At 64.8% G+C, this 24087-nt stretch carries 24 protein-coding genes; 12 read left to right on the top strand and 12 right to left on the bottom strand.

The window, feature by feature from the left end; genetic code table 11:
- Window positions 1-372: a DUF1850 domain-containing protein gene (locus AB7F10_RS00395; RefSeq protein WP_428558305.1), complete on the top strand. Its 372-nt coding sequence runs from the start codon at window positions 1-3 to the stop codon at window positions 370-372.
- 9 nt (window positions 373-381) lie between these two features.
- On the opposite strand, the gene AB7F10_RS00390 is transcribed toward AB7F10_RS00395, so the two are convergent.
- From AB7F10_RS00390 to bioB, 4 genes are all read right to left on the bottom strand, one after another.
- Complete coding sequence (locus AB7F10_RS00390) at window positions 382-1881, bottom strand: tripartite tricarboxylate transporter permease (protein WP_428558306.1); 1500 nt, start codon at window positions 1879-1881, stop codon at window positions 382-384.
- Between the two features lie 10 nt (window positions 1882-1891).
- Window positions 1892-2359: a tripartite tricarboxylate transporter TctB family protein gene (locus tag AB7F10_RS00385; protein ID WP_428558307.1), complete on the bottom strand. Its 468-nt coding sequence runs from the start codon at window positions 2357-2359 to the stop codon at window positions 1892-1894.
- Between the two features lie 9 nt (window positions 2360-2368).
- Window positions 2369-3361 (bottom strand): Bug family tripartite tricarboxylate transporter substrate binding protein, encoded by a 993-nt coding sequence (locus AB7F10_RS00380; RefSeq protein WP_428558308.1) that lies wholly within the window; start codon window positions 3359-3361, stop codon window positions 2369-2371.
- Window positions 3362-3498: 137 nt separating this feature from the next.
- Window positions 3499-4491, bottom strand: a complete 993-nt coding sequence (bioB, locus tag AB7F10_RS00375) for a biotin synthase BioB (protein WP_428558309.1) — start codon at window positions 4489-4491, stop codon at window positions 3499-3501.
- 138 nt (window positions 4492-4629) lie between these two features.
- Here bioB and AB7F10_RS00370 point away from each other — a divergent pair, with 138 nt between their 5' ends.
- Together AB7F10_RS00370 and AB7F10_RS00365 are read left to right on the top strand one after the other, a co-directional pair.
- The gene (locus AB7F10_RS00370; protein ID WP_428558310.1) at window positions 4630-4797 is read left to right on the top strand and encodes a hypothetical protein; all 168 of its coding nucleotides are present in this window, start codon (window positions 4630-4632) and stop codon (window positions 4795-4797) included.
- Window positions 4798-4943: 146 nt separating this feature from the next.
- Window positions 4944-5930, top strand: coding sequence for a hypothetical protein (locus tag AB7F10_RS00365; protein ID WP_428558311.1), 987 nt, complete (start codon window positions 4944-4946; stop codon window positions 5928-5930).
- A gap of 77 nt (window positions 5931-6007) precedes the next feature.
- Here AB7F10_RS00365 and AB7F10_RS00360 read toward each other — a convergent pair whose 3' ends face one another.
- Entirely contained in the window at window positions 6008-6409 is a 402-nt protein-coding gene (locus AB7F10_RS00360) for an SH3 domain-containing protein (RefSeq protein ID WP_428558312.1), read from the bottom strand.
- A gap of 228 nt (window positions 6410-6637) precedes the next feature.
- On the opposite strand from AB7F10_RS00360, the gene AB7F10_RS00355 reads away from it, so the two are divergent.
- From AB7F10_RS00355 to AB7F10_RS00345, 3 genes are all read left to right on the top strand, one after another.
- Window positions 6638-6874, top strand: coding sequence for a DUF3297 family protein (locus AB7F10_RS00355; protein WP_428558313.1), 237 nt, complete (start codon window positions 6638-6640; stop codon window positions 6872-6874).
- A 14-nt stretch (window positions 6875-6888) separates the two neighbouring features.
- Entirely contained in the window at window positions 6889-7227 is a 339-nt protein-coding gene (locus tag AB7F10_RS00350; protein ID WP_428558314.1) for a hypothetical protein, read from the top strand.
- A 131-nt stretch (window positions 7228-7358) separates the two neighbouring features.
- Window positions 7359-7775: a hypothetical protein gene (locus tag AB7F10_RS00345; RefSeq protein ID WP_428558315.1), complete on the top strand. Its 417-nt coding sequence runs from the start codon at window positions 7359-7361 to the stop codon at window positions 7773-7775.
- Window positions 7776-7873: 98 nt separating this feature from the next.
- Here the strand turns inward: AB7F10_RS00345 and fdhF are convergent, their stop codons facing one another.
- Entirely contained in the window at window positions 7874-10654 is a 2781-nt protein-coding gene (fdhF, locus tag AB7F10_RS00340) for a formate dehydrogenase subunit alpha (RefSeq protein ID WP_428558316.1), read from the bottom strand.
- A gap of 4 nt (window positions 10655-10658) precedes the next feature.
- Complete coding sequence (locus AB7F10_RS00335) at window positions 10659-12215, bottom strand: NAD(P)H-dependent oxidoreductase subunit E (RefSeq protein ID WP_428587075.1); 1557 nt, start codon at window positions 12213-12215, stop codon at window positions 10659-10661.
- Here AB7F10_RS00335 and AB7F10_RS00330 point away from each other — a divergent pair, their 5' ends adjacent.
- The 6 genes from AB7F10_RS00330 (at window position 12216) to AB7F10_RS00305 (ending at window position 17101) form a co-directional block, all read left to right on the top strand.
- Window positions 12216-12377 carry a hypothetical protein gene (locus AB7F10_RS00330; protein ID WP_428587073.1) on the top strand — a complete coding sequence of 54 codons (162 nt, stop codon included), beginning with the start codon at window positions 12216-12218 and terminating at the stop codon, window positions 12375-12377.
- 164 nt (window positions 12378-12541) lie between these two features.
- Window positions 12542-13471, top strand: a complete 930-nt coding sequence (locus AB7F10_RS00325) for a LysR family transcriptional regulator (RefSeq protein ID WP_428558318.1) — start codon at window positions 12542-12544, stop codon at window positions 13469-13471.
- Between the two features lie 158 nt (window positions 13472-13629).
- Complete coding sequence (locus AB7F10_RS00320; RefSeq protein ID WP_428558319.1) at window positions 13630-14517, top strand: LysR family transcriptional regulator; 888 nt, start codon at window positions 13630-13632, stop codon at window positions 14515-14517.
- A 281-nt stretch (window positions 14518-14798) separates the two neighbouring features.
- Entirely contained in the window at window positions 14799-16184 is a 1386-nt protein-coding gene (locus AB7F10_RS00315; protein ID WP_428558320.1) for an L-lactate MFS transporter, read from the top strand.
- Between the two features lie 12 nt (window positions 16185-16196).
- Window positions 16197-16322 carry an MFS transporter small subunit gene (locus tag AB7F10_RS00310; RefSeq protein WP_428558321.1) on the top strand — a complete coding sequence of 42 codons (126 nt, stop codon included), beginning with the start codon at window positions 16197-16199 and terminating at the stop codon, window positions 16320-16322.
- A gap of 149 nt (window positions 16323-16471) precedes the next feature.
- A complete protein-coding gene (locus tag AB7F10_RS00305; protein WP_428558322.1) occupies window positions 16472-17101 on the top strand; it encodes a flavodoxin family protein in 630 nt (209 codons plus the stop codon).
- Window positions 17102-17159: 58 nt separating this feature from the next.
- On the opposite strand, the gene AB7F10_RS00300 is transcribed toward AB7F10_RS00305, so the two are convergent.
- The 5 genes from AB7F10_RS00300 to AB7F10_RS00280 form a co-directional block, all read right to left on the bottom strand.
- Entirely contained in the window at window positions 17160-18857 is a 1698-nt protein-coding gene (locus AB7F10_RS00300) for a formate--tetrahydrofolate ligase (protein WP_428558323.1), read from the bottom strand.
- A gap of 117 nt (window positions 18858-18974) precedes the next feature.
- Window positions 18975-19904 (bottom strand): methionyl-tRNA formyltransferase, encoded by a 930-nt coding sequence (locus AB7F10_RS00295; protein ID WP_428558324.1) that lies wholly within the window; start codon window positions 19902-19904, stop codon window positions 18975-18977.
- Between the two features lie 105 nt (window positions 19905-20009).
- Window positions 20010-21455, bottom strand: coding sequence for a formyl-CoA transferase (gene frc / locus AB7F10_RS00290; protein WP_428558325.1), 1446 nt, complete (start codon window positions 21453-21455; stop codon window positions 20010-20012).
- A 67-nt stretch (window positions 21456-21522) separates the two neighbouring features.
- Window positions 21523-23250, bottom strand: a complete 1728-nt coding sequence (gene oxc / locus AB7F10_RS00285; RefSeq protein ID WP_428558326.1) for an oxalyl-CoA decarboxylase — start codon at window positions 23248-23250, stop codon at window positions 21523-21525.
- Between the two features lie 47 nt (window positions 23251-23297).
- Complete coding sequence (locus AB7F10_RS00280) at window positions 23298-24053, bottom strand: GntR family transcriptional regulator (RefSeq protein ID WP_428558328.1); 756 nt, start codon at window positions 24051-24053, stop codon at window positions 23298-23300.
- Window positions 24054-24087 lie beyond the last annotated feature (34 nt).

Genomic DNA, 24087 nt, shown 5'->3' with positions numbered 1-24087 from the left:
ATGGAGTTCTGCCTCCTCGCGGCCGGCGCCACGGTCCGTCTCGGCACCGTGGCGCTGACGCTGGCGTGGACTCATTCGATCGAAAAGACCCGCTGGGAAGAAGACTATCGCGCGACGCCGGCCGGCATCGTGGTGACGCAGGACCGCATCCAGGGCACCGGCGCCGGCATGGAACCGCCGCCCGATGCGACGTTCGACGGCCAGTGGTGGCGCTACGACCCGCATATGACGCCGCTGCCGAAAGTCGTGCTGCGCCGCTCCGGCATGACGGTCGGCGACTGGCAGGTTTGCATCAAGGGCGCCTGCAAGCCGATGGGCGATTATCTGCCCGACAAAAAGGCCGACCCGGTCACGCTCGCGACCTGCCCCTGACCGCGCCGGTCAATCCTCACTCGCCTTGAAGCGGCTGAGGCCGCGCAGCGCGAAGGGCAGCACCAGCGCCAACGCCGCGATGCCGAGCAGCGTCGCCGAGATCGGACTTTGCAGCAGCACCATCGGATCGCCGAGGCTGATCTGCAACGCGCGGCGCAACTGCGCTTCCGCGACCGGCCCGAGGATCAGGCCGACGACCACCGGCGCAACCGGATAGTCGAACCGCCGCATCAGGAAGCCGAGCACGCCGAAGCCGGCGAGCATCGACAGTTCGACCACCGAGGGCTTGGCCGCGATGGTACCCATCGTCGCGAAGACGAGAATGCCGGCGTAAAGCCAAGGCTGCGGGATCGCGAGCAGGCGCACCCACAGGCCGACCAGCGGCAGGTTCAGCACCAGTAGCATCGCATTGGCGATGAACAGGCTGGCAATCAGGCCCCAGACCAGATCGGGCTTGTCGGCGAACAAGAGCGGGCCGGGATTGAGGCCGTATTGCTGAAAGCCGGCGAGCATCATTGCCGCCGTCGCCGAGGTCGGCAGACCGAGCGTCAAGAGCGGCACCAGCGTGCCGGCGGCGGACGCATTGTTGGCGGCCTCCGGTCCGGCGACGCCTTCGATCGCGCCGTGGCCGAATTCCTCCGGGTGCTTGGTCAGCTTGCGCTCGGTCGAGTAGGACAGGAACGTCGGGATTTCCGCACCACCCGCCGGCAGCGCGCCGATCGGAAAGCCGAACAGCGTGCCGCGGATCCACGGCCAGAACGAACGTTTCCAGTCCTGCGCCGTCATCCAGAGCGAACCGCGCACCGGCTCGAGCTTTTCCTCCACGATGTGCCGGCGCGAGGCGACATAGAGCGCCTCCCCGACCGCGAACAGGCCGACCGCAAGCGTCGTCACCTCGACGCCGTCGAGCAGTTCGGGTACGCCGAAGGTCAGGCGCGCCTGGCCGGTGAGCCGATCGATGCCGACAAGGCCCAGCGTCAGGCCGATGAACAACGCGGTCAGCCCGCGCACCGGCGAATCGCCGAAGGTCGCCGACACCGTGACGAAGGCGACGCACATCAGCGCGAAGTAATCCTCCGGCCCGAAATTGACCGCGACCTGCACCAGATAGGGCGCGAGAAACACGATGCCGAATGTCGCGATGGTACCGGCGACGAAGGAGCCGATCGCCGCGGTCGCGAGCGCCGGGCCGCCGCGGCCGGCCTTCGCCATCTTGTTTCCTTCGAGCGCCGTGACCATCGAGGCGCTTTCGCCCGGCGTGTTGATGAGGATCGAGGTCGTCGAGCCGCCATACATGCCGCCGTAGTAGATGCCGGCGAACATGATGAGCGAGCCGCCGGGATCGAGCTTGAAGGTGATCGGCAGCAACAGCGCGACCGTGAGCGCCGGGCCGATGCCCGGCAGCACGCCGACCGCGGTGCCAAGCAAGACGCCGATCAGCGCGAACAGCAGGTTGAGCGGCTGCGAGGCGATGGCGAGGCCGTGCAGCAGCGAATGGAGTGGGTCCATCGCCCTCTCCTCACAGCAGCCGTTCGATCGGACCCGCCGGAAGCGACAGCGTCAGCAGCTTGTCGAACAGCAGGAACACAGCGACGGCGAGCGCGGCACCAACCGCGAGGTCGATATGAAAAGCGCGGCGGCCGAAAGCGGCGGCCGTCGCGGCGAACAGGATCGCGGTCGCCGGGATGAAGCCGCCGCCGAAATCGATGATGGCGATCAGCACCGCGAAGCCACCGAGAATCAGCACAACGGCCCTGGCATCGAAGCTCTCGCGAGGCGGGAATCCGCCGCGCCACGCCATCGCCGCGTTGGCAATGGCGAGCAGCGCGAGACCCGCGGCGATGACATAGGGCATCGCCTTCGGCCCGATGCCGTAGGTCGACCCAAGCGACAGTCCCTCGGTGTCCCACAGCACCATCGCGGCAGCGACAAGCAGCGCCGCCGCGATGGCGAGACCCGCGAGGTCAGGCCTTGCAGCCTTGTCCATGCCGGCCTCCTATTTGACGAGGCCGACGGTCTTCATCACCGCTGTGACGCGCGCCTGCTCCGCGGTGAGGAACTTCGCGAAGTCGTCGCCGGCCAGATAGGCGTCGTCCCAGCCCTTCGCCTTGAGCACCTCTTTCCAGCCGTTTGTTTTCACCATTTTGGCGACGACATCGCCCAGCGCCTTCTTCTGCGCGTCGTTGAGGCCGGGCGGTGCGAACACCGAGCGCCAGTTGGTCAGCACGAGATCGATGCCCTGCTCCTTGAAGGTCGGCACGTCGACGCCCGGCAGCCGCTTCGGTGAGGTCACGCCGATGGCGCGCAGCTTGCCGGCCTTGATCTGGCCCTCATATTCGCTGACGCCGGAAATGCCGGCCGTCACCTTGCCGCCGAGGATAGCGGCGAGCGACTCGCCGCCGCCGGAGAAGGCGACGTAGTTGACCTTCGAGGCATCCGCCCCCACCGCGCCGACGAACAGCGCGGCCATGATGTGATCGACGCCGCCGGCGGAGCCGCCGGCAAAGGTCACCTTGGCGACGTCCTTTTTCACGGCCTCGGCGAGATCCTTCGCATTCTTGATCGGCGAATTCGCCGGCACCACCATGATCTGCGTTTCCTCGGTGATGCGGGCGATCGGCGTGATCTGCGACAGCGACACCGGCGACTTGTTGCGCAGGATCGCACCCATCATGACGAAGCCGTTGACCATCAGTTGATGGCCGTCGCCCTTCGCGCCGGTGACGAACTGCGCGAGACCGACGGTGCCGCCGGCACCTGGAATGTTGATGACCTGCGCGTTCCTGGCGAGTTTTTCGGCGATCAGCACCTGCTGGATCGAGCGGGCGGTCTGGTCCCAGCCGCCGCCCGGCGCTGCCGGCGCGATGATCTTCAGTTCCATGTCCTGCGCCGACGCAGGCGCGGCGGCGAATGCCACGGCGAATGCGAGGCAGGCGAATGTGACGGCACGGACTGTCTTGATAGCTGACGTTTTGACGACGACGGACATTTTGGCGTTTCCCTGATTTTTTATGAGGGTTGCCCGTATTAGGAGCGCGTTTTCACGCTGCGTCCAGAGGACACGCCAACTTTTTTATCGCCGGCGCATGGCTGCGTCGCGGCGGCGACCGGATTTCGCTTTCAGGACTAAAGGCTCGGCCGCAATCCGAGCTTGTCGAGCAGCGCCATGTCGCGGTCGCGGCCGGGGTTCGGCGTGGTCAGCAGCTTCGGCCCGTAGAAGATCGAGTTGGCGCCGGCGAGGAAGCACAAAGCCTGCGTTTCCTCGCTCATGTCCTCGCGGCCGGCGGACAGCCGCACCATCGAAGCAGGCATGGTGATGCGCGCGACGGCGATGGTACGCACGAAGTCGAACGGATCGACCGGCGCGGCGGTTTCGAGCGGCGTGCCTTCGACCTTGACCAGCATGTTGATCGGCACGCTCTCCGGATGCGCCGGCAGGTTGGCGAGCGCGACGATCATGCCGGCGCGGTCTGAGACATCCTCGCCCATACCGACGATGCCGCCGCAACAGACATGGATGCCGGCCTCGCGCACCAGGCCGAGCGTGTCGAGCCGTTCCTGATAAGTGCGCGTGGTGATGATCTCGCCGTAGAACTCCGGCGAGGTATCGAGATTGTGGTTGTAGTAGTCGAGGCCGGAGTCCTTCAGCCGCCGCGCCTGCGCCTGCGTCAGCATGCCGAGCGTCACGCAAGTCTCCATGCCGAGACCGCGCACGCCTTCGATCATGGCGCAAACCTTGTCCATGTCACGATCCTTCGGCTCGCGCCAGGCCGCGCCCATGCAGAAGCGCGTGGCGCCGCCGGCCTTGGCGGCGCGCGCCTCGCGCAGCACCGCATCGAGGCTCATCAGCTTCTCAGCCTTGACGCCGGCGTCGTATTTCGCGCTCTGCGGACAATAGGCGCAGTCTTCCGGACAGCCGCCGGTCTTGATCGACAAAAGCGTCGAGATCTGCACCTCGGCCGGATCGAAATTCTGCCGGTGCAACTGCGCGGCGCGGAACACCAGTTCGGTGAACGGCAGATCGAACAGCGCGCGCACCTCCTCCCGCGTCCAATCGTGGCGCAATTGCGGAAATCCCGCCGCGAAGCCGGAAAGCGAGCCGTTTTCAGTCAATGCCATGTGGTGCCGCCGTGTCTGGTCATCGACGATTATCCCTCCCCCCGATGAAAGGCAATATTTGGGTTCCGCGCCCCGGAACCATCGCCGTTCTGCCCCGTTTCCTACCACCCGCACGATTTCGTGACTCAGGAGGAACCTATGGCAGACGGCGGCAGCGGCGCGACCGGAATTCTGGGCGTACTGGTCGGCGCGATTCTCGTGATCTTCGTCGGCGCTGCGGTGCTGATCGGCACCGGCCACCTCGGCGGCAAGGGCGGCGGCGGCGCCAGCAAGACCTTCACCATCAAGCTCCCGGACGCGAAATAACGCCCGCTGAATTTGCGGCCGGAAGAAACCCGATTTCATGAAAGCGAGGATACTGACATGGATGGCATCATTTATCTGATCGGCCTGATCGTGGTGGTCATGGCGATTTTGTCGCTGCTCGGCCTGCACTGAACGGAGCGGCAGACATGACAACAATCGAACGCAACGTCGTGGTCGCCACCGGCCCTGCGCCTCAGGGCTCCTATGTCGAATGGAGTCCGGTGATCGCCGGCGCGATCGGCGCGAGCGCGATCTCGTTTCTCCTTCTGACCTTCGGCGGCGCCGTCGGGCTCACGCTCACCTCGCCGTGGCCGAACGAAGGCGTGCCGGCCTGGGCCATCCTGTTCGCGGTGGCGTGGTGGTCGGTCATGGTGCAGATCGGCAGCTTCTTTGCCGGCGGCTATCTCGCCGGCCGGATGCGCAACCGCTGGGCCGACGCGACGCTGCACGAAGTGCGGTTCCGCGACGGCACGCATGGTTTCACGGTCTGGGCGGTCGGCGTGCTGTTCGGCGCGCTGCTGATCGCTTACGCAGGCGGAGCCGCGCTGCATTCCGCGACGCAGGCGACCGCGACTGTCGCCGCGGGCGCTGCGTCCGGCAATGTCGACGCGGCAAAGAATTCCGCCGCGTCGACCGTGACCGGCATGCTGCTGCGGCCGACACCGCGAGCATCTGCGCAGCCTCCGGCTCCGCCACCCCCGGCCCCGCCCGCCGCGGCCGGCGATCAGCCCGCGCCGCCTCCGGCTGCGGCGGCCGCGCCTCCGCCGCCGCCGAAGCCGTTCGATCCGGCCTATCGCGACGAGGTCAATCGCATCCTCGAGTCCACCGTGGCGAACCGCGAACTGACGGCGGACAACCGCAACTATCTGGTCGGCGTCGTCGCCGCGCGCGACGGCATCTCCGAGGACGAGGCGCGCAAGCGCGTCGATGCCGGCATCACGCAACTGCAGACGATGGAGAACGACGCCCGCAACGCGGCCGAGAAGGCGCGCAAGGCCGGGCTGATCGCCGGCTTCCTGACCGCGGCGTCGCTCCTCATCAGCCTTGCGGCGGCGATCGGCGGCGCGCATCTCGGCGGCCGTCATCGCGACGAAGGCACGATGCCGCATCTGTTCGGGCGCCGGTTCTGGTGACGAACGCCGCGACAAACCCAAAGGGCGGACTTCGGTCCGCCCTTTTTTGTCTGCTATTTGATTTTTTTCGCCGGCCGTCACCAACCCATGCCGAAATGCCAACGCGGGCCCCAGTGATGGCGGCCCCAGTAACGCCGGTAGCGATAGGGATAGTAATAATAGGCCGGCGGCGGCGCGACGTAGACCGGCGGCTCCTCATAGAAGACCGGGCCGTCGACCGGGACATAGCCGCCGCGGACATAACGGCGGGCAGGACGCCGCGCCGGCACGCGGCCGGACATATCGAGACCCGACTGGATCGAGAAGCCCTGCTTGTCCTGCCAGGTGACGGCGCACCAGTTGTCGGTGCAGGCGCCGACATCGACCAAACTGCCGCCGGGAATTTTGGCGACCACGTCATTGGTGGTGCCGGGCGCGGCGCGCAGGTTCAGCGCGGTGGGAACATAGGCGGGCTTCGCCACCGCCGCCCCGGCGAACATCGCCACCCCCACAACGCACGCGACACAGGATGCCCACCGAACGACCGGCTGCATGACCTTCTCCCCGAGTATACGCAACGCCCCAGACAGACGCCGCAATCTAGCAAAGCGCGGGAAGGATGAAAATTGAAGGCGGCGAAAGCGCGGCGGTGCTGCGCGCCGGGAGCAGGTGCACAACCGGCGCTTTTCAGGCAAAAGGGGCGCATCACGGAGCCCAGCGAACCGAGAATGACCGACACCTTCCCCGACCGCCTCTGCGCCGACCCGGCGAGCCCGCACTACAACGAGGAACTGCTGAAGCGCGATATCGGCATCCGCTTCAGCGGCAAGGAGCGCTCCGACGTCGAGGAGTACTGCATCAGCGAAGGCTGGATCAGGGTGCCGGCCGGCAACGCCAAGGACCGCTTCGGCAAGCCGCTGACCCTGAAGCTCAAGGGCACGGTGGAGCCGTTCTTCAAGGACTGACGGCGCGAGCCGCCATGAGCGACACCGGCCACAACATCGCGATGATCGAGGAGCGGATCGAGGCGCTCGCCCGCACGATCGAGCGCTGCCGCAAGATCGCGACCGGCGCGCGCGTGCTCACCTGGGGCGGGGCCGCGCTGCTTGCGCTGACCCTCCTGCACGCGCTGCCGATGTCGGCAACGCTGTTCTTCGGCTCGATCACGGCGGCAATCGCCGGCGTGGTGCTCGCCGGCTCGAACCGCGCCACGCGCGAACAGGCGCAAGCGCAGCTTGCAGCGCTGGAAGACGAGCGCAATGCGCTGATCGACGCTCTGGCGTTACGGCGGATCGAGGAGCGGCCGACGCTGCATTGAAACAGCCGACGCAGGGTCAAGGACGGAACCGCGGCTAATGTGACGATTTGTCCTGCATCAATCGAAGCGATTGCCAACAATAGTCGATGCCGGGGCGGCGAGCACTGAACATCGCAGGAAGGAAACACCTCATGCAGATGCCCGCCATATTGCGAGGAGAATCGCTTACGCGTCTGCTCCAGGGATTCGCCGTCGGCGTGATCGGCACGCTGGCCGTCGGATTCACTTGGGGCGGATGGATGCTCGGCAGCACCGCCAGGGAGATGGCCAGCGAGCAGTCGACCGCCGCTGTCGTCAAAGTTCTCGCGCCGGCCTGCGTGCAACGCTTCCAGCAGCAGGACGACCTTGCCGCCAAATGGGCCGCATACAAGGCTGTCGAGTCCTGGCAGCGCGACGCCTATATCGAGAAAAACGGCTTCGCCACGCCGATCGGCGCGAAGAGCGCGAACGCGGACGTCGCCGACAAATGCTCGACGATGCTTACGGAAATTCTCGAGAAGCAGAGCGCTGACCCCGCGACGCCGAGCACGCCGGCCGACAAGATTTAGCGTCCGCTATCGGCGGGCATCGCCAAGTACACGCTGACAAAGCGTCCCTTGAGGCTCGGCCTTGCGGCCGAGCATCTCGGGATAGCGCGTGACGCGCCCTACTCCGCGGCCTCGCGCTGCGGCTCGATTTTCTCGACACGCGCGGCGCAATATTTGAACTCCGGAATCTTGCCGAACGGATCGAGCTTCGGGTTGGTCAGCAGGTTCGCCGCCGCCTCGACATAGGCGAACGGGATGAACACGACACCGTCCGGCACCGCATCGTCCTGCCGCGAATGCAGCTCGACCGCGCCGCGGCGCGTCGAGACTCTCACCATGTCGCCGGGCTGGATGCCGAGCTTTTCGATGGTGCCGCGCGAGAGCTGCGCGATCGCCGACGGCTCGATGGCGTCGAGGACCTTGGCGCGGCGGGTCATCGAGCCGGTGTGCCAGTGCTCGAGCTGGCGGCCGGTGCTGAGAATGAACGGATACTCGGCATCGGGTACCTCGTCCGGCGGCTGCAGCTTCGCGGCGACAAGCTTGGCAAAGCCGCCCGGGCGCGGGAAGCCGGCGTCGAACACCACGTCGCGGCCCGGCACGTCGATGGCGTCGACCGGATAGGTGACGGCGTTCTCGCGCTCGAGACGGTCCCAAGTGATGTTGGCGAGCGACGGCATCACCGACGCCATCTCGGTGAAGACCTCACCGACATGCTTGTAGTTCCAATTGCAGCCGAGGCGATTGGCGATGTCCTGGATGATCCAGAGATCGTGGCGCGCCTCGCCGGGCAACGGCAGCGCCTGCCGGCCCATCTGAACCTGTCGGTTGGTATTGGTGACCGTGCCGTCCTTCTCCGGCCAGCCGGAGGCGGGCAGCACGACGTCGGCGTACACGGCCGTCTCGGTGAGGAACAGATCCTGCACCACGAGATGCTCGAGGTGAGCGAGCGCCTCGCGGGCGTGGTTGAGATCGGGATCGGACATCGCAGGGTTTTCGCCCTCGACATACATGCCCTTGATCTCATTATCGTGGATCGCGTGCATGATCTCGACGACGGTCTTGCCGCGCTTCGGCGGCAGCTTGACGCCCCACACCTGCTCATACTTGCCGCGGATATCCGGGTCTTCGACCGACTTGTAGTCGGGGAAGAACATCGGAATCAGACCGGCGTCGGAGGCGCCCTGCACGTTGTTCTGGCCGCGCAGCGGATGCAGGCCGGTGCCGGGACGGCCGATCTGGCCGGTGATCAGCGCGAGCGCGATCAGGCAGCGCGCGTTGTCGGTGCCGTGAGTGTGCTGCGACACGCCCATGCCCCAAAAGATGATGGCGCTTTCGGCGCGGGCGTAGGCGCGCGCGACTTCGCGCAGCGTGTCGGCCTCGATGCCGCAGATCGGCTCCATCTCCTCGGGCGTGAAGTCCTTGATGTTGTCCTTCCACGCCTCGAAGCCCTCGACATAGGTCTGGATGTACTGCTCGTCGTAGAGCTTCTCGGTGACGATGACGTTGAGCATCGCGTTGAGCATCGCGACGTCGGCACCGTTCTTGAACTGCATCATCCGCCAGGCGTGACGCTTCAGCGCCGTGCCGCGCGGATCCATGATGACGAGCTTGGCGCCGCGCTTGGCCGCCTGCTTGAAGAAGGTCGCCGCGACCGGATGGTTTTCGGTCGGGTTCGAGCCGATGACGATGATGACTTCCGAGTTCTTGCACTCGTTGAAGGTCGCCGACACCGCGCCGGAACCGACGCCTTCCAGCAGCGCCGCCACCGACGAGGCATGGCAAAGCCGCGTGCAATGGTCGACGTTGTTGGTGCCGAAGCCCTGCCGCACCAGTTTCTGGAACAGATAGGCCTCTTCGTTCGAACCCTTGGCCGAACCGAAGCCGGCCAGCGCATCGGGACCGTCGCGGTCGCGGATTTTTTTCAGGCCGCCGGCCGCACGGTCGAGCGCCTCTTCCCAGGTCGCCTCGCGGAAATGCGTCCACGGGTTGCTCGGGTCGATGAATTCGTGCGGCACCTTCGGCACGCCGTCCTTGCGTATCATCGGCTTGGTGAGGCGCTGCGGATTATGGACATAGTCGAAGCCGAAGCGGCCCTTGACGCAAAGCCGGTTCTGGTTGGCCGGACCGTTCTTGCCTTTCACCGAGATCAGCTTGTCGTTCTTGATCTGGTAGGTGAGCTGGCAGCCGACGCCGCAATAGGGACACACGCTGTCGACTTCCCGGTCCGGAAATTCGGTGCGGACGTTCTGGTCGTTGAGCAGCGTCGAGGGCATCAGCGCGCCGGTCGGGCAGGCCTGCACGCATTCGCCGCAGGCGACGCAGGAGGAGGCGCCCATCGGATCGTCGAAGTCGAAGACGATCTTTTCGTTCATGCCGCGCCCGGCCATGCCGATGACGTCGTTGACCTGGACTTCGCGGCAGGCGCGGACGCAGAGATTGCAATGGATGCAGGCGTCGAGATTGACCGCCATCGCCGGATGGCTGCGGTCGGGCTCGGGCACCATCTCCCGCTCGTGGCGGGGGAAGCGTCCGGCCTCGACGCCCTGGCGCTTGACGGTCTTCCAGAATTCGGACTCCGGATCGTGCGCGACTTCCATCGCCGGCTGGTCGGTGACCAGAAGCTCGGCGATCATCTTGCGCGCGGTCTTCGCGCGATCGGTCTGGGTCTGCACCTTCATGCCGGGCGCCGGCGTGCGCAGGCAGCTCGCGGCCAGCACGCGCTCGCCCTCAATCTCGACCATGCAGACGCGGCAGTTGCCGTCCGGCCGGTAACCCGGCTGCGGCGAATAGCACAGATGCGGCAGCTTGATGCCGAGCCGCCGCGCGGCGCGGAAGATCGTCTCATCCTTGCGGATGTCGATCTCGTGGCCGTCGATGAAAAAGGTCTTCTTGTCGGTCATCGCGTCACCACTTGCCCAGAGGCTTGGTCAGATCGTCAGGGAAATATTTAAGCACGCACATGAGCGGGTTCGAGGCCGCCTGGCCAAGACCGCAGATCGAGGCGTCACGCATCGCGGTGGACAGTTCGGTCAGCAGGCCGGTGTTCCACGGCCCCTGCTCCATCAGCTTCGCGGCCTTCTCGGTGCCGACGCGGCATGGCGTGCACTGGCCGCAGCTTTCGTCCTCGAAGAACTTCATCAGATTGAGCGCAACCGCCTTCATGTCGTCCTGCTCGGACAACACGACGACGGCATGGGAGCCGACGAAGCTGCCGTATTTCTCCAGCATGCCGAAGTCGAGCGGGATGTCGGCCATCGAGGCCGGCAGGATGCCGCCGGATGCGCCGCCCGGCAGATAGCCCTTGAACACCTGGCCGTCCTGCATGCCGCCGCAGAACTCGTCGATCAGTTCGCGCATGGTGATGCCGGCGGGCGCGAGCTTGACGCCCGGATTTTTCACGCGGCCCGACACCGAGAACGAACGGAAGCCCTTGCGCTCATGGCGGCCCTGCGAGGTCGCCCATTCGACGCCCTTCTCGATGATGTCGCGCACCCAGAACAGCGTCTCGACGTTCTGCTCGAGCGTCGGGCGACCGAACAGGCCGACCTGCGCGACATAAGGCGGGCGATGGCGCGGCAAGCCGCGCTTGCCTTCGATCGACTCGATCATCGCCGACTCTTCGCCGCAGATATAAGCGCCGGCGCCGCGGCGGATCTGGATACGCGTGTGCGGCGAGAGGCCGGCCTTCTCGGCCTTGACGATCTCGTCGGCGAGCATCAGCCGCAGTTCCGGATATTCGTCGCGGATGTAGAGATAGGTATCGCGCGCTTCCACCACCCAGGCTGCGATCAGCATGCCTTCGATGAAGCGATGCGGATCGCGCTCGAGATAGTAGCGGTCCTTGAAGGTGCCCGGTTCGCCCTCGTCGCAGTTGACGGCGAACAGGCGCGGCGCGGGTTCGGCGCGCACCAGCGACCATTTTCGGCCGGTCGGAAAGCCTGCGCCGCCCATGCCGCGCAGCCCCGCGTCGCTGACGATCTTGATCAGTTCGTCGCGCGTGCGCTCGTCGGCAAGGCAATCCTTCAGGAGCTTGTAACCGCCCTCTTGCTGATAGGCGGCAAGATCCTTGTGGTCGTGCCAGGCGTGAGCATGCGGCTTCGCCTTGACCGACGCCGCGACATTGTCGGGATTGGCCTTGAACGTCTGCACATGGCCGACCGCCACGACCGGCGCGCGATCGCATGCGCCCATGCAGGGCGCGTGAACGACGCGAACGTCCTTGCCGAGAATGGCCGGCAGCTTCTTCAACAGTTCTTCGGAACCCGCCATTGCGCATGACAGCGAGTCGCACACGCGCACGGTGATGGCCGGCGGCGGCGTCTCGCCTTCCTTCACCACGTCGAAGTGCGAATAGAAGGTCGCGACCTCGTAAACCTCGGCCTGTGCCATCCGCATTTCCGCGGCAAGCGCGGCCAGATGCGCGGCCGACAGGTGGCCGTATCTGTCCTGGATGAGGTGCAAATGCTCGATCAAAAGGTCGCGGCGGCGCGACCGATCAGTCAAAAGGCCACGAACTTCCTCAAGCGCGACCGGATCGACCTGGCGGCCTTTCGGCGTGCGCGGCGGCCGACGACGGCCAACGCCGTCTCCGCGCGCGGGCGGCGGAACCTGCATATTCATTGAGCGTATCTCCCTCCTTAGAATTGATCTGCAATAGCTTTTCCGACAATCCCCTCCTCCTGATGGTTCGATAGATAAAATCTATTGTAAGAATATGCCTTGATGGGATAATACCGCCCATCGAGACCGATGCTGCGCGGTAAGATATTGATTTTACAGGTACTATCTTGCTCGACAAACTCGACTACATTCTGGCCCTCGCCCAGGAGCGCCACTTCGGCCGTGCTGCGGAAGCCTGTGGGGTAACGCAGCCAACCCTGTCGGCCGGCATCAAGCAGCTCGAGGAGCAGATGGGCGTCCTGCTGGTCAATCGCGGTTCGCGGTTCCGCGGCTTCACCGTGGAGGGCGAGCGGATGCTGGACTGGGCCCGCCGCATCGTCGGCGACACGCGCGCGATGCGCGAGGAGATCGTCTCGCTGCGCCACGGCCTGTCCGGGCGGCTGCGGATTGCGGCGATCCCGACCGCGCTGGCAATGATCGCGGCGCTGACGACGCCCTATCGCGAGCGCCACCCCAACGTGCAGTTCACGGTGTATTCGCGAACCTCGGTCGAGATTCTCGACCTCCTGGAAAATCTCGAGGTCGATGCCGGCATTACCTATGTCGAGAACGAGCCGGTCGGCCGCGTCGGTACCGTACCGCTGTACCACGAGCGTTACCGGCTTCTGACCTCGGCGGATGCGCCGCTCGGCGACCGCGATACGGTCACCTGGGCGGAGGTGGCGCAGGTTCCACTCTGCCTGCTGACCCCCGACATGCAGAACCGCCGGATCATCGACCGGCTGCTGAAGAGCACGGGCGCCGATTCACGGCCGACGCTGGAATCGGATTCGATGATCCTACTTTATTCCCATGTCCGGACCGGCCGCTGGGCGAGTATCATGCCGGCCAAGCTCGCGGAGACCTTGGGGCTGACCGAGACGATCCGCGCCATTCCGATTACCGAGCCCGACGCGGTGCAGACCATCGGACTCGTTGTGCCGGCGCGCGCGCAAATGACGACGCTGACCGCAGCGCTCGTTGAGGAAGCCAAGCGCTTCGCGCCCGACCTTGAACAGCTCGATGCGGCCACCGGTCAGCGCTCGCCGTTGCGTTAGGCAGCGTCGGCGATCAGGGGATCACAATTCATGCGGCGGTATAAAACGGCCGAATATTGCAGCTTGCCAACGCTGCGACCAATTGTCATACCCTATCGTTCTATAAATCGAATGTCCGCGCCACGCTCCGTTTCTGTGCCAGCCGTTGGACTTTTGCGATGATCGAGAAACTCGAATATCTGCTCGCGCTCGCGCAGGAACGTCATTTCGGACGCGCCGCGGAAGCGTGTTCGGTGTCGCAGCCCTCGCTATCGCTCGGCCTGAAGCAACTCGAGGAATCGCTCGGCGTCATGCTGGTGCAGCGCGGCTCGCGCTTCATCGGACTGACCAGCGAAGGCGAGCGCGTGCTGGAATGGGCGCGCCGCATCGTCAGCGATGCGCGCGCCATGCGGCAGGACGTCAAGGCGCTCAAGCACGGACTGAATGGACGGCTTCGCGTCGCCGTGATCCCCGCAGCGTTGCCGATGGTTGCGACCGTAACGCGTCCCTTGTCGGCGCGTTATCCCGCCGTGCAGTTCACCATCCTGTCGCGCGCATCCTCCGAGATTCTTGCAATGCTCGAAAATCTCGAGATCGATGCGGCGATTACCTACATCGACGAGCCGATCACGCGGGTGACGACGATCCCGCTGTACCGCGAGCGATATCAGCTGCTGATGTCGCAGGACTCGGCCTTCGCGAACGGCGACACCGCGACATGGACCGAGGTTTCGGAACTGCCGCTGTGTCTGCTGACGCCAGACACGCAGAACCGGCAGATCGTCGACGGGCTGATGCGCGGCGTCGGCGGCAATCCGCGCGTCACGCTCGAATCGGATTCGCTGACGGTGCTGCTCGCGCATGTGCGTTCGGGCGACTGGCTCACCGTGATTCCCGAACGGGTGGCCGCAGCCTCCAACCTCGGCCAGGAATTCCGCATGGTCCCCATTGTCGAGCCCGAGGTCGTGCACACGATCGGGCTGATCATGCCGGTGCGCGAGCCGAACACGCCGCTGGCCGCCGCCTTCGCCAGCGAGGCGCGCCGCGCCGCGGTCGCGCTGCTCTGACAGCCGATAGGCTGTGATTATCGTCCGCAATCAAACGCGCATTTAATCGGACTCGGTCCTTGCCCAACCGTCGCGACTTCTGCGGCTGAACGGCATTTTAGCGCGCTCCCACTCCATCACGGCAAAATAGGACCGAGCTGATATAGGCATCGTCTATTAGGCAATAGAGACACCTTTATTGATTCCCCGTTTTGCCCTTCGCAGTGTCGAAAATGGTGAGGCGCGACGTCAATCGACGGTCGGATGCCGAACAATAACAAGGCAAGGGGGAGAACGCCGCAATGAGTCTACTTTCATTCCTCGACCGCGAGCGGACGGTCGCCGGTCCCGGTTTCAGCCGCTGGATGGTGCCGCCAGCAGCACTCTGCGTCCATCTGTGTATCGGCCAGGCTTACGCGCTGAGCGTGTTCAACCTGCCGATGACCAAGTTGCTCGGCATCACGGCGTCCACGCCCGAAGACTGGAAGCTCACGCAGCTCGGCTGGATTTTCTCGCTCGCGATGCTGTTCCTCGGCGGCTCCGCTGCCGTGTTCGGCCGCTGGGTCGAGGAAGGCGGCCCGCGCCGCGCGATGTTCACCGCCGGCTGCCTCTGGGCGGGCGGTTTCTTGGTTTCCGCCTTCGGCGTCTCCATCCACAACCTGTGGCTGATCTATCTCGGCTACGGCGTGATCGGCGGCTGCGCGCTCGGCATCGGCTACATCTCGCCGGTTTCGACGCTGATCAAATGGTTCCCGGATCGGCCGGGCATGGCGACCGGCATGGCCATCATGGGCTTCGGCGGCGGCGCTTTCATTGCCTCCCCGCTGTCGGTGTGGCTGATGGGCAAATTCACCACGGCGACGCACGTCGGCGTGATGGAAACATTCGTCATCATGGGCCTGATCTATTTCGTGTTCATGATGGTCGGCGCCGCGATCGTTCGCGTTCCCGCACCGGGTTGGAAGCCGGAAGGCTTCGTCGCTCCGAAGGAAAACAAGCTGATCAGCAAGAACGACGTGTTCGTTTACGATGCGGTGAAGACCCCGCAGTTCTGGCTGATCTGGTGGGTGCTCTGCCTGAACGTGACCGCCGGCATCGGCGTGCTCGGCCAAGCTTCGGCGATGAGCCAGGAAATGTTCCCGGGCAAGATCACGCCGATCGCCGCGGCAGGCTTCGTCGGCCTGATGAGCCTGTTCAACATGGGTGGCCGCTTCTTCTGGGCCTCCACGTCGGACTATATCGGCCGCAAGAACACCTACTTCGTGTTCATGGTGCTCGGCTTCGTGCTGTATTGCACAGTTCCGTTCGCCGGCTCGACCAGCAACGTCGTGCTGTTCGTCTGCTGCTTCCTGATCATCATCTCGATGTACGGCGGCGGCTTCTCGACCGTTCCGGCCTACCTCAAGGACATGTTCGGCGTCCGCTACGTCGGCGCCATTCACGGCATCTTGCTGACGGCATGGTCGGCGGCGGGCATCTTCGGCCCGGTCATCGTCAACTATCTGCGCGAGTACAACATCACCCACGGTGTGCCGAAAGCGCAGGCCTACAACAACACCATGTACATCATGGCGGGTCTGTTGGTGATCGGCTTCATCTGCAACTTCCTGGTTCGCGCAGTGAATCAGCGCTACCACATGAAGCCCGAAAACGACACGCTCGGTTCACCAGCGGCCGCGCGCGGCTAAGGAGGCAGTCATATGGCAACGCAAACTCAAGATCCGACGATGACGACGAAACTGGTCCTCGCTTGGCTCTTCGTCGGCATTCCGCTTGTTGCCGGCGTCATCCAGACGCTGATCAACGCAATGAAGCTGTTCCAGTAACAGGGGAACACGCTTTACCTGGGCTGCGCCGCTTCTCCTGGGCGGCGCAGCCTTTTTTGCGCCTGTATTTGGCGTCCTGAAGCGCGGAACTCCCTCTTCGCAACATCGTTTCCCTAAAGGCGATGTCGTTGCCGAGTTGGAGAGTTCCCATGACGCAGCCCCTGAAAGCCCTTGCCCTCAACTGCTCGCTGAAGAGTTCGCGCAGCAAGGAGCCGTCCTCGACCGAAGCGCTGACCGCAATCTTTCTCGACGCGCTGAAGACCCACGACGTCGGCAGCGAAACCGTACGGGTCGCGGACTTCGACATCAAACCCGGCGTGACTGCCGACGAAGGCGATGGCGACGAATGGCCGGGGCTGCGCCGGAAAGTGCTCGGCGCCGATATCGTCGTGATCGGCTCGCCGATCTGGCTCGGCCAGCCTTCGAGCCTCGCCAAGCGAGTCCTGGAGCGCATGGATGCCTTCCTCGGCGAAAAGGACGACCGCGGCCGCATGCCGACTTACGGCAAGGTGGGGGTCAGCATCGTGGTCGGCAACGAAGACGGCGCGCACCACGTCGGCGCCGAGGTCGGGCAGGCGCTGTTCGAGGTCGGCTTCACCATTCCCGCCGGCGGGTCGACCTACTGGGTCGGCGAGGCGCTGCAGAGCAAGAATTTCGTCGATCTGCCGGCAGCGCCAAAGGCGGTCGCACAGTGGACCGACATGCTCGCCTCCAACACCGCGCATCTCGCACGGTTGCTGAAGGCGCAGAACTATCCGGGTATCGACGGCGGGCGATAAAGCAAAACGCGCGCCGGAGACCGGCGCGCGTTCGTCGTTTCCTGGACGGCGTGAGGGTCTAGAACAGACCGACGATCTGGCCCTGCGCATTGACGTCGATCGCGTCGGCCGACGGCACCTTGGGCAGGCCCGGCATCGTCATGATCTCACCGCAGATCGCGACGACGAACTCGGCGCCGGCCGAGAGCCGCACTTCACGCACCGGAATGGTGAAACCGGTCGGGGCGCCCTTGGCGTCCGGATTGGTCGAGAACGAATACTGGGTCTTGGCGATGCAGACCGGCAGCTTGCCGAAGCCCATGTCTTCCCAGGTCTTGAGCTGGTCCCTGACCGACTTGTCGGCGACCACGTCATCGGCGCGGTAAAGCTCCTTGGCGATGGTGCGGACCTTGTCGAGCAGCGGCATGTCATCCTGATAGAGCAGCTTCAGGTTTGCCTTGCCCTCGTCGATGACCTTGACGACCGCCTTGGCGACGTCGGCGGCGCCTTCGCCGCCCATCGCCCAATGGTCGGCCATCAGCGCCTCGACGCCGAGCGCCTTGCACTTTTCCTTGACCAGCTTGATCTCGTTCTCGGTGTCGGCCGAGAAACGGTTGATCGAGACCACGGCCGGCAAGCCGAACTTCTTCACGTTCTCGATGTGACGCTGCAGGTTGGCCATGCCGGCTTCCAGCGCCTTCAGGTCTTCCTTCTTGAGGTCTTCTTTCTTGACGCCGCCGTGCATCTTCAGCGCGCGAATGGTGGCGACCACCACCACGCAGTCCGGCTTGAGGCCGGCCTTGCGGCACTTGATGTCGAGGAACTTCTCCATGCCGAGGTCGGCGCCGAAGCCGGCTTCGGTCACGACGTAATCGGCAAGCTTCAGCGCGGTGGTGGTCGCCATCACCGAGTTGCAGCCGTGCGCGATGTTGGCGAAGGGACCGCCGTGGATGAAGGCCGGCGTCGCCTCGAGCGTCTGCACGAGGTTCGGCGTCAGCGCGTCCTTCAGGAGCGCGGCCATCGCGCCGTGGGCGTTGAGGTCACGGGCGCGGATCGGCTTGCGGTCGCGCGTATAGGCCACGATGATGTTGCCGAGCCGCTCCTTCAGATCGTTGAGATCCTTGGCAAGACAGAAGATCGCCATGACTTCCGACGCCACGGTGATGTCGAAGCCGGCCTCGCGCGGGTAGCCGTTGGCGACGCCGCCGAGCGAGCAGACGATCTCGCGCAGCGCACGGTCGTTCATGTCCATCACGCGGCGCCAGGTGACGCGGCGCGAGTCGATGCCGAGCGCATTGCCCCAGTAAATGTGGTTGTCGATCAGCGCCGAGAGCAGATTGTGCGCCGAGGTAATGGCGTGGAAGTCGCCGGTGAAGTGGAGGTTGATGTCTTCCATCGGGATGACCTGCGCATAGCCGCCGCCGGCCGCGCCGCCCTTCATGCCGAACGAGGGACCGAGCGAGGGCTCGCGCAACGCGCACATCGCCTTCTTGCCGATGTGGTTGAGCGCGTCGGTGAGGCCGACCGTGGTCGTCGTCTTGCCCTCACCCGCCGGCGTCGGCGAGATCGCGGTGACGAGGATCAGCTTGCCGTCCTTCTTGCCCGCGAGCGACTTGATGTAATCCATCGACACCTTGGCCTTGTAGTGGCCGTAGGGGTCGAGGTTTTCCGGCGCGATGCCGAGCTTTTCCTTGGCGACCTCGAGAATCGGCCGCTTCTTGGCGGACTGCGAGATTTCGATGTCGGACTTCGGATTCTGATGCTGCGAGGCGGGCATAGGGTTCAATCCAATCTGTTGGTCGCTTGTTTCTCCAATGTCATGCCCGCAGGAGCGGACATCCGGTCATCGATGCACCGATCGATTGCCGGGTCCCCGCATGCGCGGGGACGACGGTCATCCCAAAATCTTTCCCTTTTCGAGACCGGCGCTCTTCGCCCATTCGCCGGCGTCGACCTTCTTGCCATCGGCCGGTTGCACGCGCGTGACCTTGAAGCGGCCATCGGCGCAAACGACCGTGAAGCTGTCGGCGTCGACCGCGGCAACCTCGCCGAGCTTGCCGCCGATGCCCTTCGGGTCTTTCGCCGGCATGGGCGTGGCGTCGAAAATCTTCAGCGTCTTGCCGTCGAGCGTGGTCCAGGCGCCGGGCGCCGGATTGCAACCGCGGATCAGCCGGTCGATCTGCTCCCAGGGCTTACCCCAGTCGATCTTGGCGTTGCCGGGGCCGCAGCGGCCTTCATAGGTCGCCTTCGCCTCGTCCTGCTTGATGCGCGGAGCCTTGCCGGCCTTCACGAGGTCGACCGACTCCAGCATCGCCTCGACGCCCATCGGGAACAGGCGGTCGAAATAGACGGTGCCGAGCGTGTCGGTGCCGGAGATCGGCGTCTTCTTCTGGATGAGGACGTCGCCGGTATCGAGGCCGTTGTCGGGCCAGAAGATCGACAGGCCGGTCTCCGTCTCGCCCTTGATGATCGGCCAGTTGATCGCGCTCGCGCCCCGGTAGGCCGGCAGCAGCGAGGGGTGATACTGGATCGAGCCGTGGGTCGGGATGTTGAGGAATTCCTCCGGCACGAACAGCGTGACGAAGGCCATAACCTGCAGATCGGGCTTCAGCGCGCGGAACTGCTCCTGCACCTCCGCCGAACGGTAGCTGTCCGGCTGATAGACCGGCAGGTTGGCGGCGAGCGCCGCTTCCTTCAACGGATCGGCCTTGGCGCCCGGCTTTTCCGGCGCGACATAGACCGCGATGACGTTCTCGCCGCGCTTCAACAGCGCTTCCAGAACGGCCTTGCCGAACGCCTGCTGGCCATGAACGACGATACGCATGCGAAACCTCCCACTTCTCCTGTCGTTCCGGCCGCGCAACGCGAGGGCCGGAATCCATACACACCGAGGTTATGGGTCCCCGCCTTCGCGGGGACGACAGTTCGATTAAGCCGCCTTCTCTTCTTTTTTCGGCGCGCTGAGAGCGCCCGAATTCTTGATCTCGGCGATGTCCTTCGCCGAGAGTTTCAGCACGTCTTTTAGAATCTCGTCGGTGTGTTCGCCAAGCAGCGGCGAGCGCTTCACCTCCGAGATCGAGTCCGACAGCTTGATCGGGTTGCCCACAGTCAGATACTTCCCACGGGTGGGATGATCGACCTCGACGACGGTGCCGGTCTTGCGCAGCGACTGATCCTCCGCGATCTCCTTCATCGACAGGATCGGCCCAACCGGAATGTCGACCGCGTTGCAGAGCTCCATGACCTCGAACTTGGTCTTGGTCATGGTCCACTGCTCGATGCGCTCGAAGATCTGCTTGAGCTTGGGCAGCCGCGCGCGCGGCGTGGCGTATTCCGGATCGGTCTTCCAGGTGGGCTCGCCGATCAGATCGCAGATCGGCTCCCACACCGGCGCCTGGGTGATGAAATAGATGTAGGCGTTGGGATCGGTCTCCCAGCCCTTGCACTTGATGATCCAGCCCGGCTGGCCGCCGCCGGAGTCGTTGCCGGCGCGCGGCGTGGCGTCGCCGAACGGAAGGCCCTGCCCGTACTGGCTGTATTCGGTGAGCGGACCGGCCTTGAGCCGCTGCTGGTCGCGCAGCTTGACGCGGCAGAGGTTCAACACGCCGTCCTGCATGGCGGCGAGCACGCGCTGGCCGCGGCCGGTACGGGTACGCTGGTAGAGCGCAGTGACAATGCCGAGCGCCAGATGAAGACCGGTGCCGCTGTCGCCGATCTGCGCGCCGGTGACGAGCGGCGGGCCGTCGAGGAAACCGGTCGTCGAAGCCGCGCCGCCGGTGCACTGGGCGACGTTCTCGTAGACCTTGCAATCCTCATAGGGGCCGGGACCGAAGCCCTTCACCGAGGCGACGATCATGCGCGGGTTGGTCTTGTGGATGTGTTCCCAGGTCAGCCCCATGCGGTCGAGCGCGCCGGGCGCGAAGTTCTCGACCAGCACGTCGCAGGTCTTGATCAACTCGTCGAGCACGCGCTTGCCCTGCGGATGCTTGGAGTCGATGGTGATCGAACGCTTGTTGTGGTTGAGCATCGTGAAGTAGAGCGAATCCGCGCCCTTCACGTCGACGAGCTGGCCACGAGTAATGTCACCGACGCCGGGACGCTCGACCTTGATGACGTCGGCGCCGAACCAGGCGAGAAGCTGGGTGCAAGTCGGACCCGACTGCACATGCGTGAAGTCGAGGATGCGCACGCCCTCGAGCGCCTTGCCGGCTTGGCCGAACGGCTTCGACGACGGCTTCGGCTGACCGTTGCCGTTCGCCTTCTTCGCGGACGCCTTCCTGACCGAAGACTTCTTCGCGGCTTTCAGCTTCGGGGCCGACTTCTTTGCCGGCTTGGCTTTTTTCGCCTTGCCGGCCTTCTTGGCTTTCTTCGCCATGTGCGCTCTCCTCAAACTCCAATTGCTTCGGTGAACGGGCCGGCGGCGGCGCAGCCCGCGAACGGTGCTATTTCTTCTTCAGCTTGCTCTGCGGGTTGAGATTGCCGATGCGGCCGGACTCGCTGCCCGCCGCCGGATCGATCACCGCATTGATGAGAGTCGGCTTGCCCGAGTCCATCGCGGCATTGACCGCGCGCTTGAGCTCATCCGGGTTCGTCGCGTTGACGCCGACTCCGCCGAACGCCTCCATCATCTTGTCGTAGCGCGCGCCCTTGACGAACATGGTCGGCGCCGGATCGGTGCCGAGCGGGTTGACGTCGGTGCCGCGGTAAATGCCGTCATTGTTGAAGATGACGACGCAGACCGGCAGCTTGTAACGGCAGATGGTCTCGACCTCCATCCCCGAAAACCCGAATGCCGAGTCGCCTTCGACGCAAAGCACCGGCTTGCCGGTCTCGATCGCGGCGGCGATGGCGTAACCCATGCCGATTCCCATGATGCCCCAGGTGCCGACGTCGATGCGCTTGCGCGGCTGATAGACATCGATGATGCCGCGGGCGAGATCGAGCGTGTTGGCGCCCTCGTTGACGAGGATGGCGTCCGGCCGCTCCTTGACGATCTGCTTCAGAACGCCGAGCGCGCCGTGATAGTCCATCGGCGAATTGTTGTTCATCAGCTTCGGCGCCATCTTCGCGATATTGTCTTCGCGCTTCTGGGTCACGGCGCCCATCCAGTCGGCCGGGGCCTTGGCCCAGCCGCCGCCCATCGCATCGCTCATCGCAGCGACGGCGGAGCCGATGTCACCGACCACCGGGGCGACGATTTCGACGTTCGAATCCATCTCCTTCGGCTCGATGTCGATCTGGATGAACTTCTTGGGCGCATCGCCCCAAGCCTTGCCCTTGCCGTGCGACAGGAGCCAGTTGAGCCGCGCGCCGATCAGCAGCACGACGTCCGAGTCCTTCAGCACGGTCGAGCGGGCAGCGCCCGCGCACTGCGGATGCGTGTCCGGCAACAGTCCCTTGCCCATGCTCATCGGCAGGAACGGCGCGCCGGTCTTTTCGACGAAGTTACGGATGGCGTCGTCGGCCTGCGCGTAGGCCGCGCCCTTGCCGAGGATGACGAGCGGCTTCTTCGCTCCCTTGAGCACCTCGAGCGCGCGCTTGACCGAATCCGCGCTCGGAATCTGCGCCGGCGCGGCGTCGATCACCTTGACCAGCGACTTGCGGCCGGCTTCCGCATTCATCACCTGGCCGAACAGCTTGGCCGGCAGGTCGAGATAGACGCCGCCGGGGCGGCCCGAGACCGCGGCACGAATGGCGCGCGCGATGCCGATGCCGATGTCCTGCGCATGCAGCACGCGATAGGCTGCCTTGCACAGCGGCTTGGCGATGGCGAGCTGGTCCATCTCCTCGTAGTCGCCCTGCTGCAGGTCGACGATCTCGCGCTCCGACGAGCCGGAGATCAGGATCATCGGGAAGCAGTTGGTGGTCGCGTGCGCCAGCGCGGTCAGGCCGTTGAGGAAGCCCGGCGCCGAGACCGTGAGGCAGATGCCGGGCTTCTTGGTGAGGAAGCCGGCGATCGAGGCGGCGTAGCCGGCGTTCTGCTCGTGACGGAACGACAGCACGCGAATGCCGGCGGCCTGCGCCATGCGCCCGAAATCGGTGATCGGAATGCCCGGCACGCCGTAGATGGTGTCGAGCCCATTGAGCTTGAGCGCATCGATGATGAGATTGAAGCCGTCCGTCTGTTCTTCGTCGGCGGCCTGTACGGTCTTCACGGCTGCATCAGCCATAGCAATTCCCCTCATTGGTCGCCCGGCGCTGTCCGGCCGGGCAAGCCTCAATCCAAGTAATCGGCGAAGCGCGCGACATGGTCGGCGAGGCCGAGCGCATGGTCGCGCACCAGTTTTTCGGCGCGAGCAGTGTCGCGCTTTTCCAGCGATTCGATGATCTGCATGTGGTCGCGAATCGACCGGTCGGCGCGGTCGCGCTCGACGATGGTCTTGCGGCGGATCATGCGCATGTGGGTGAACAGGTTTTCCGCCATGTCGATCAGCACATGATTGTGGCTCATGCGAATGATCGACTGGTGGAACTCGATATTCACTTCGGAGTATTCGTCGAGATTAGCGAGCACCTTGCCGTCGACGAAGGACGAGAACATGCGGCGCAGCGACTTGATGTCGTCGTCGAGCGCGTTTTCGGTGATGAGACGCGCCGCCATGCTCTCGAGCGCCGCCCAGGCGGTGATCAGCTCGATCACCTCGCGCTTGGTCTTGCGGACGACGAAGACGCCGCGCCGCGGTACCGAGCGCACAAAGCCTTCACTCTCGAGCTGCGCCATCGCCTCGCGCACCGGGGTGCGGCTGATACCGAAGTCCTGCGCGAGCTTGCGCTCGTCGAGCCGGATTTCGTCGCGGCTGCGATAGATGTCCATCGCGACGATGGCGTTCTTCAGTGCGGTATAGGCTTTGTGCTTGAAGCTCGGCGCCACCTCGATCGGACCGAGCGACGGCTGCGGCGAGGTCGGGGCGCCGGGCGCCGCGGAAGAGCGGCGACGCGAACCGGCACGGGAGGAATGATCCTGGCTACTCATGGCTGGTATACATTATTCCAGAACACACCCGCCG

The organism is Pseudolabrys sp., from assembly GCF_050250095.1.
GTDB lineage: Bacteria > Pseudomonadota > Alphaproteobacteria > Rhizobiales > Xanthobacteraceae > Pseudolabrys.
Note: the sequence above shows the minus strand (reverse complement) of the source record. Positions and strands in the feature narration are given on the sequence as shown.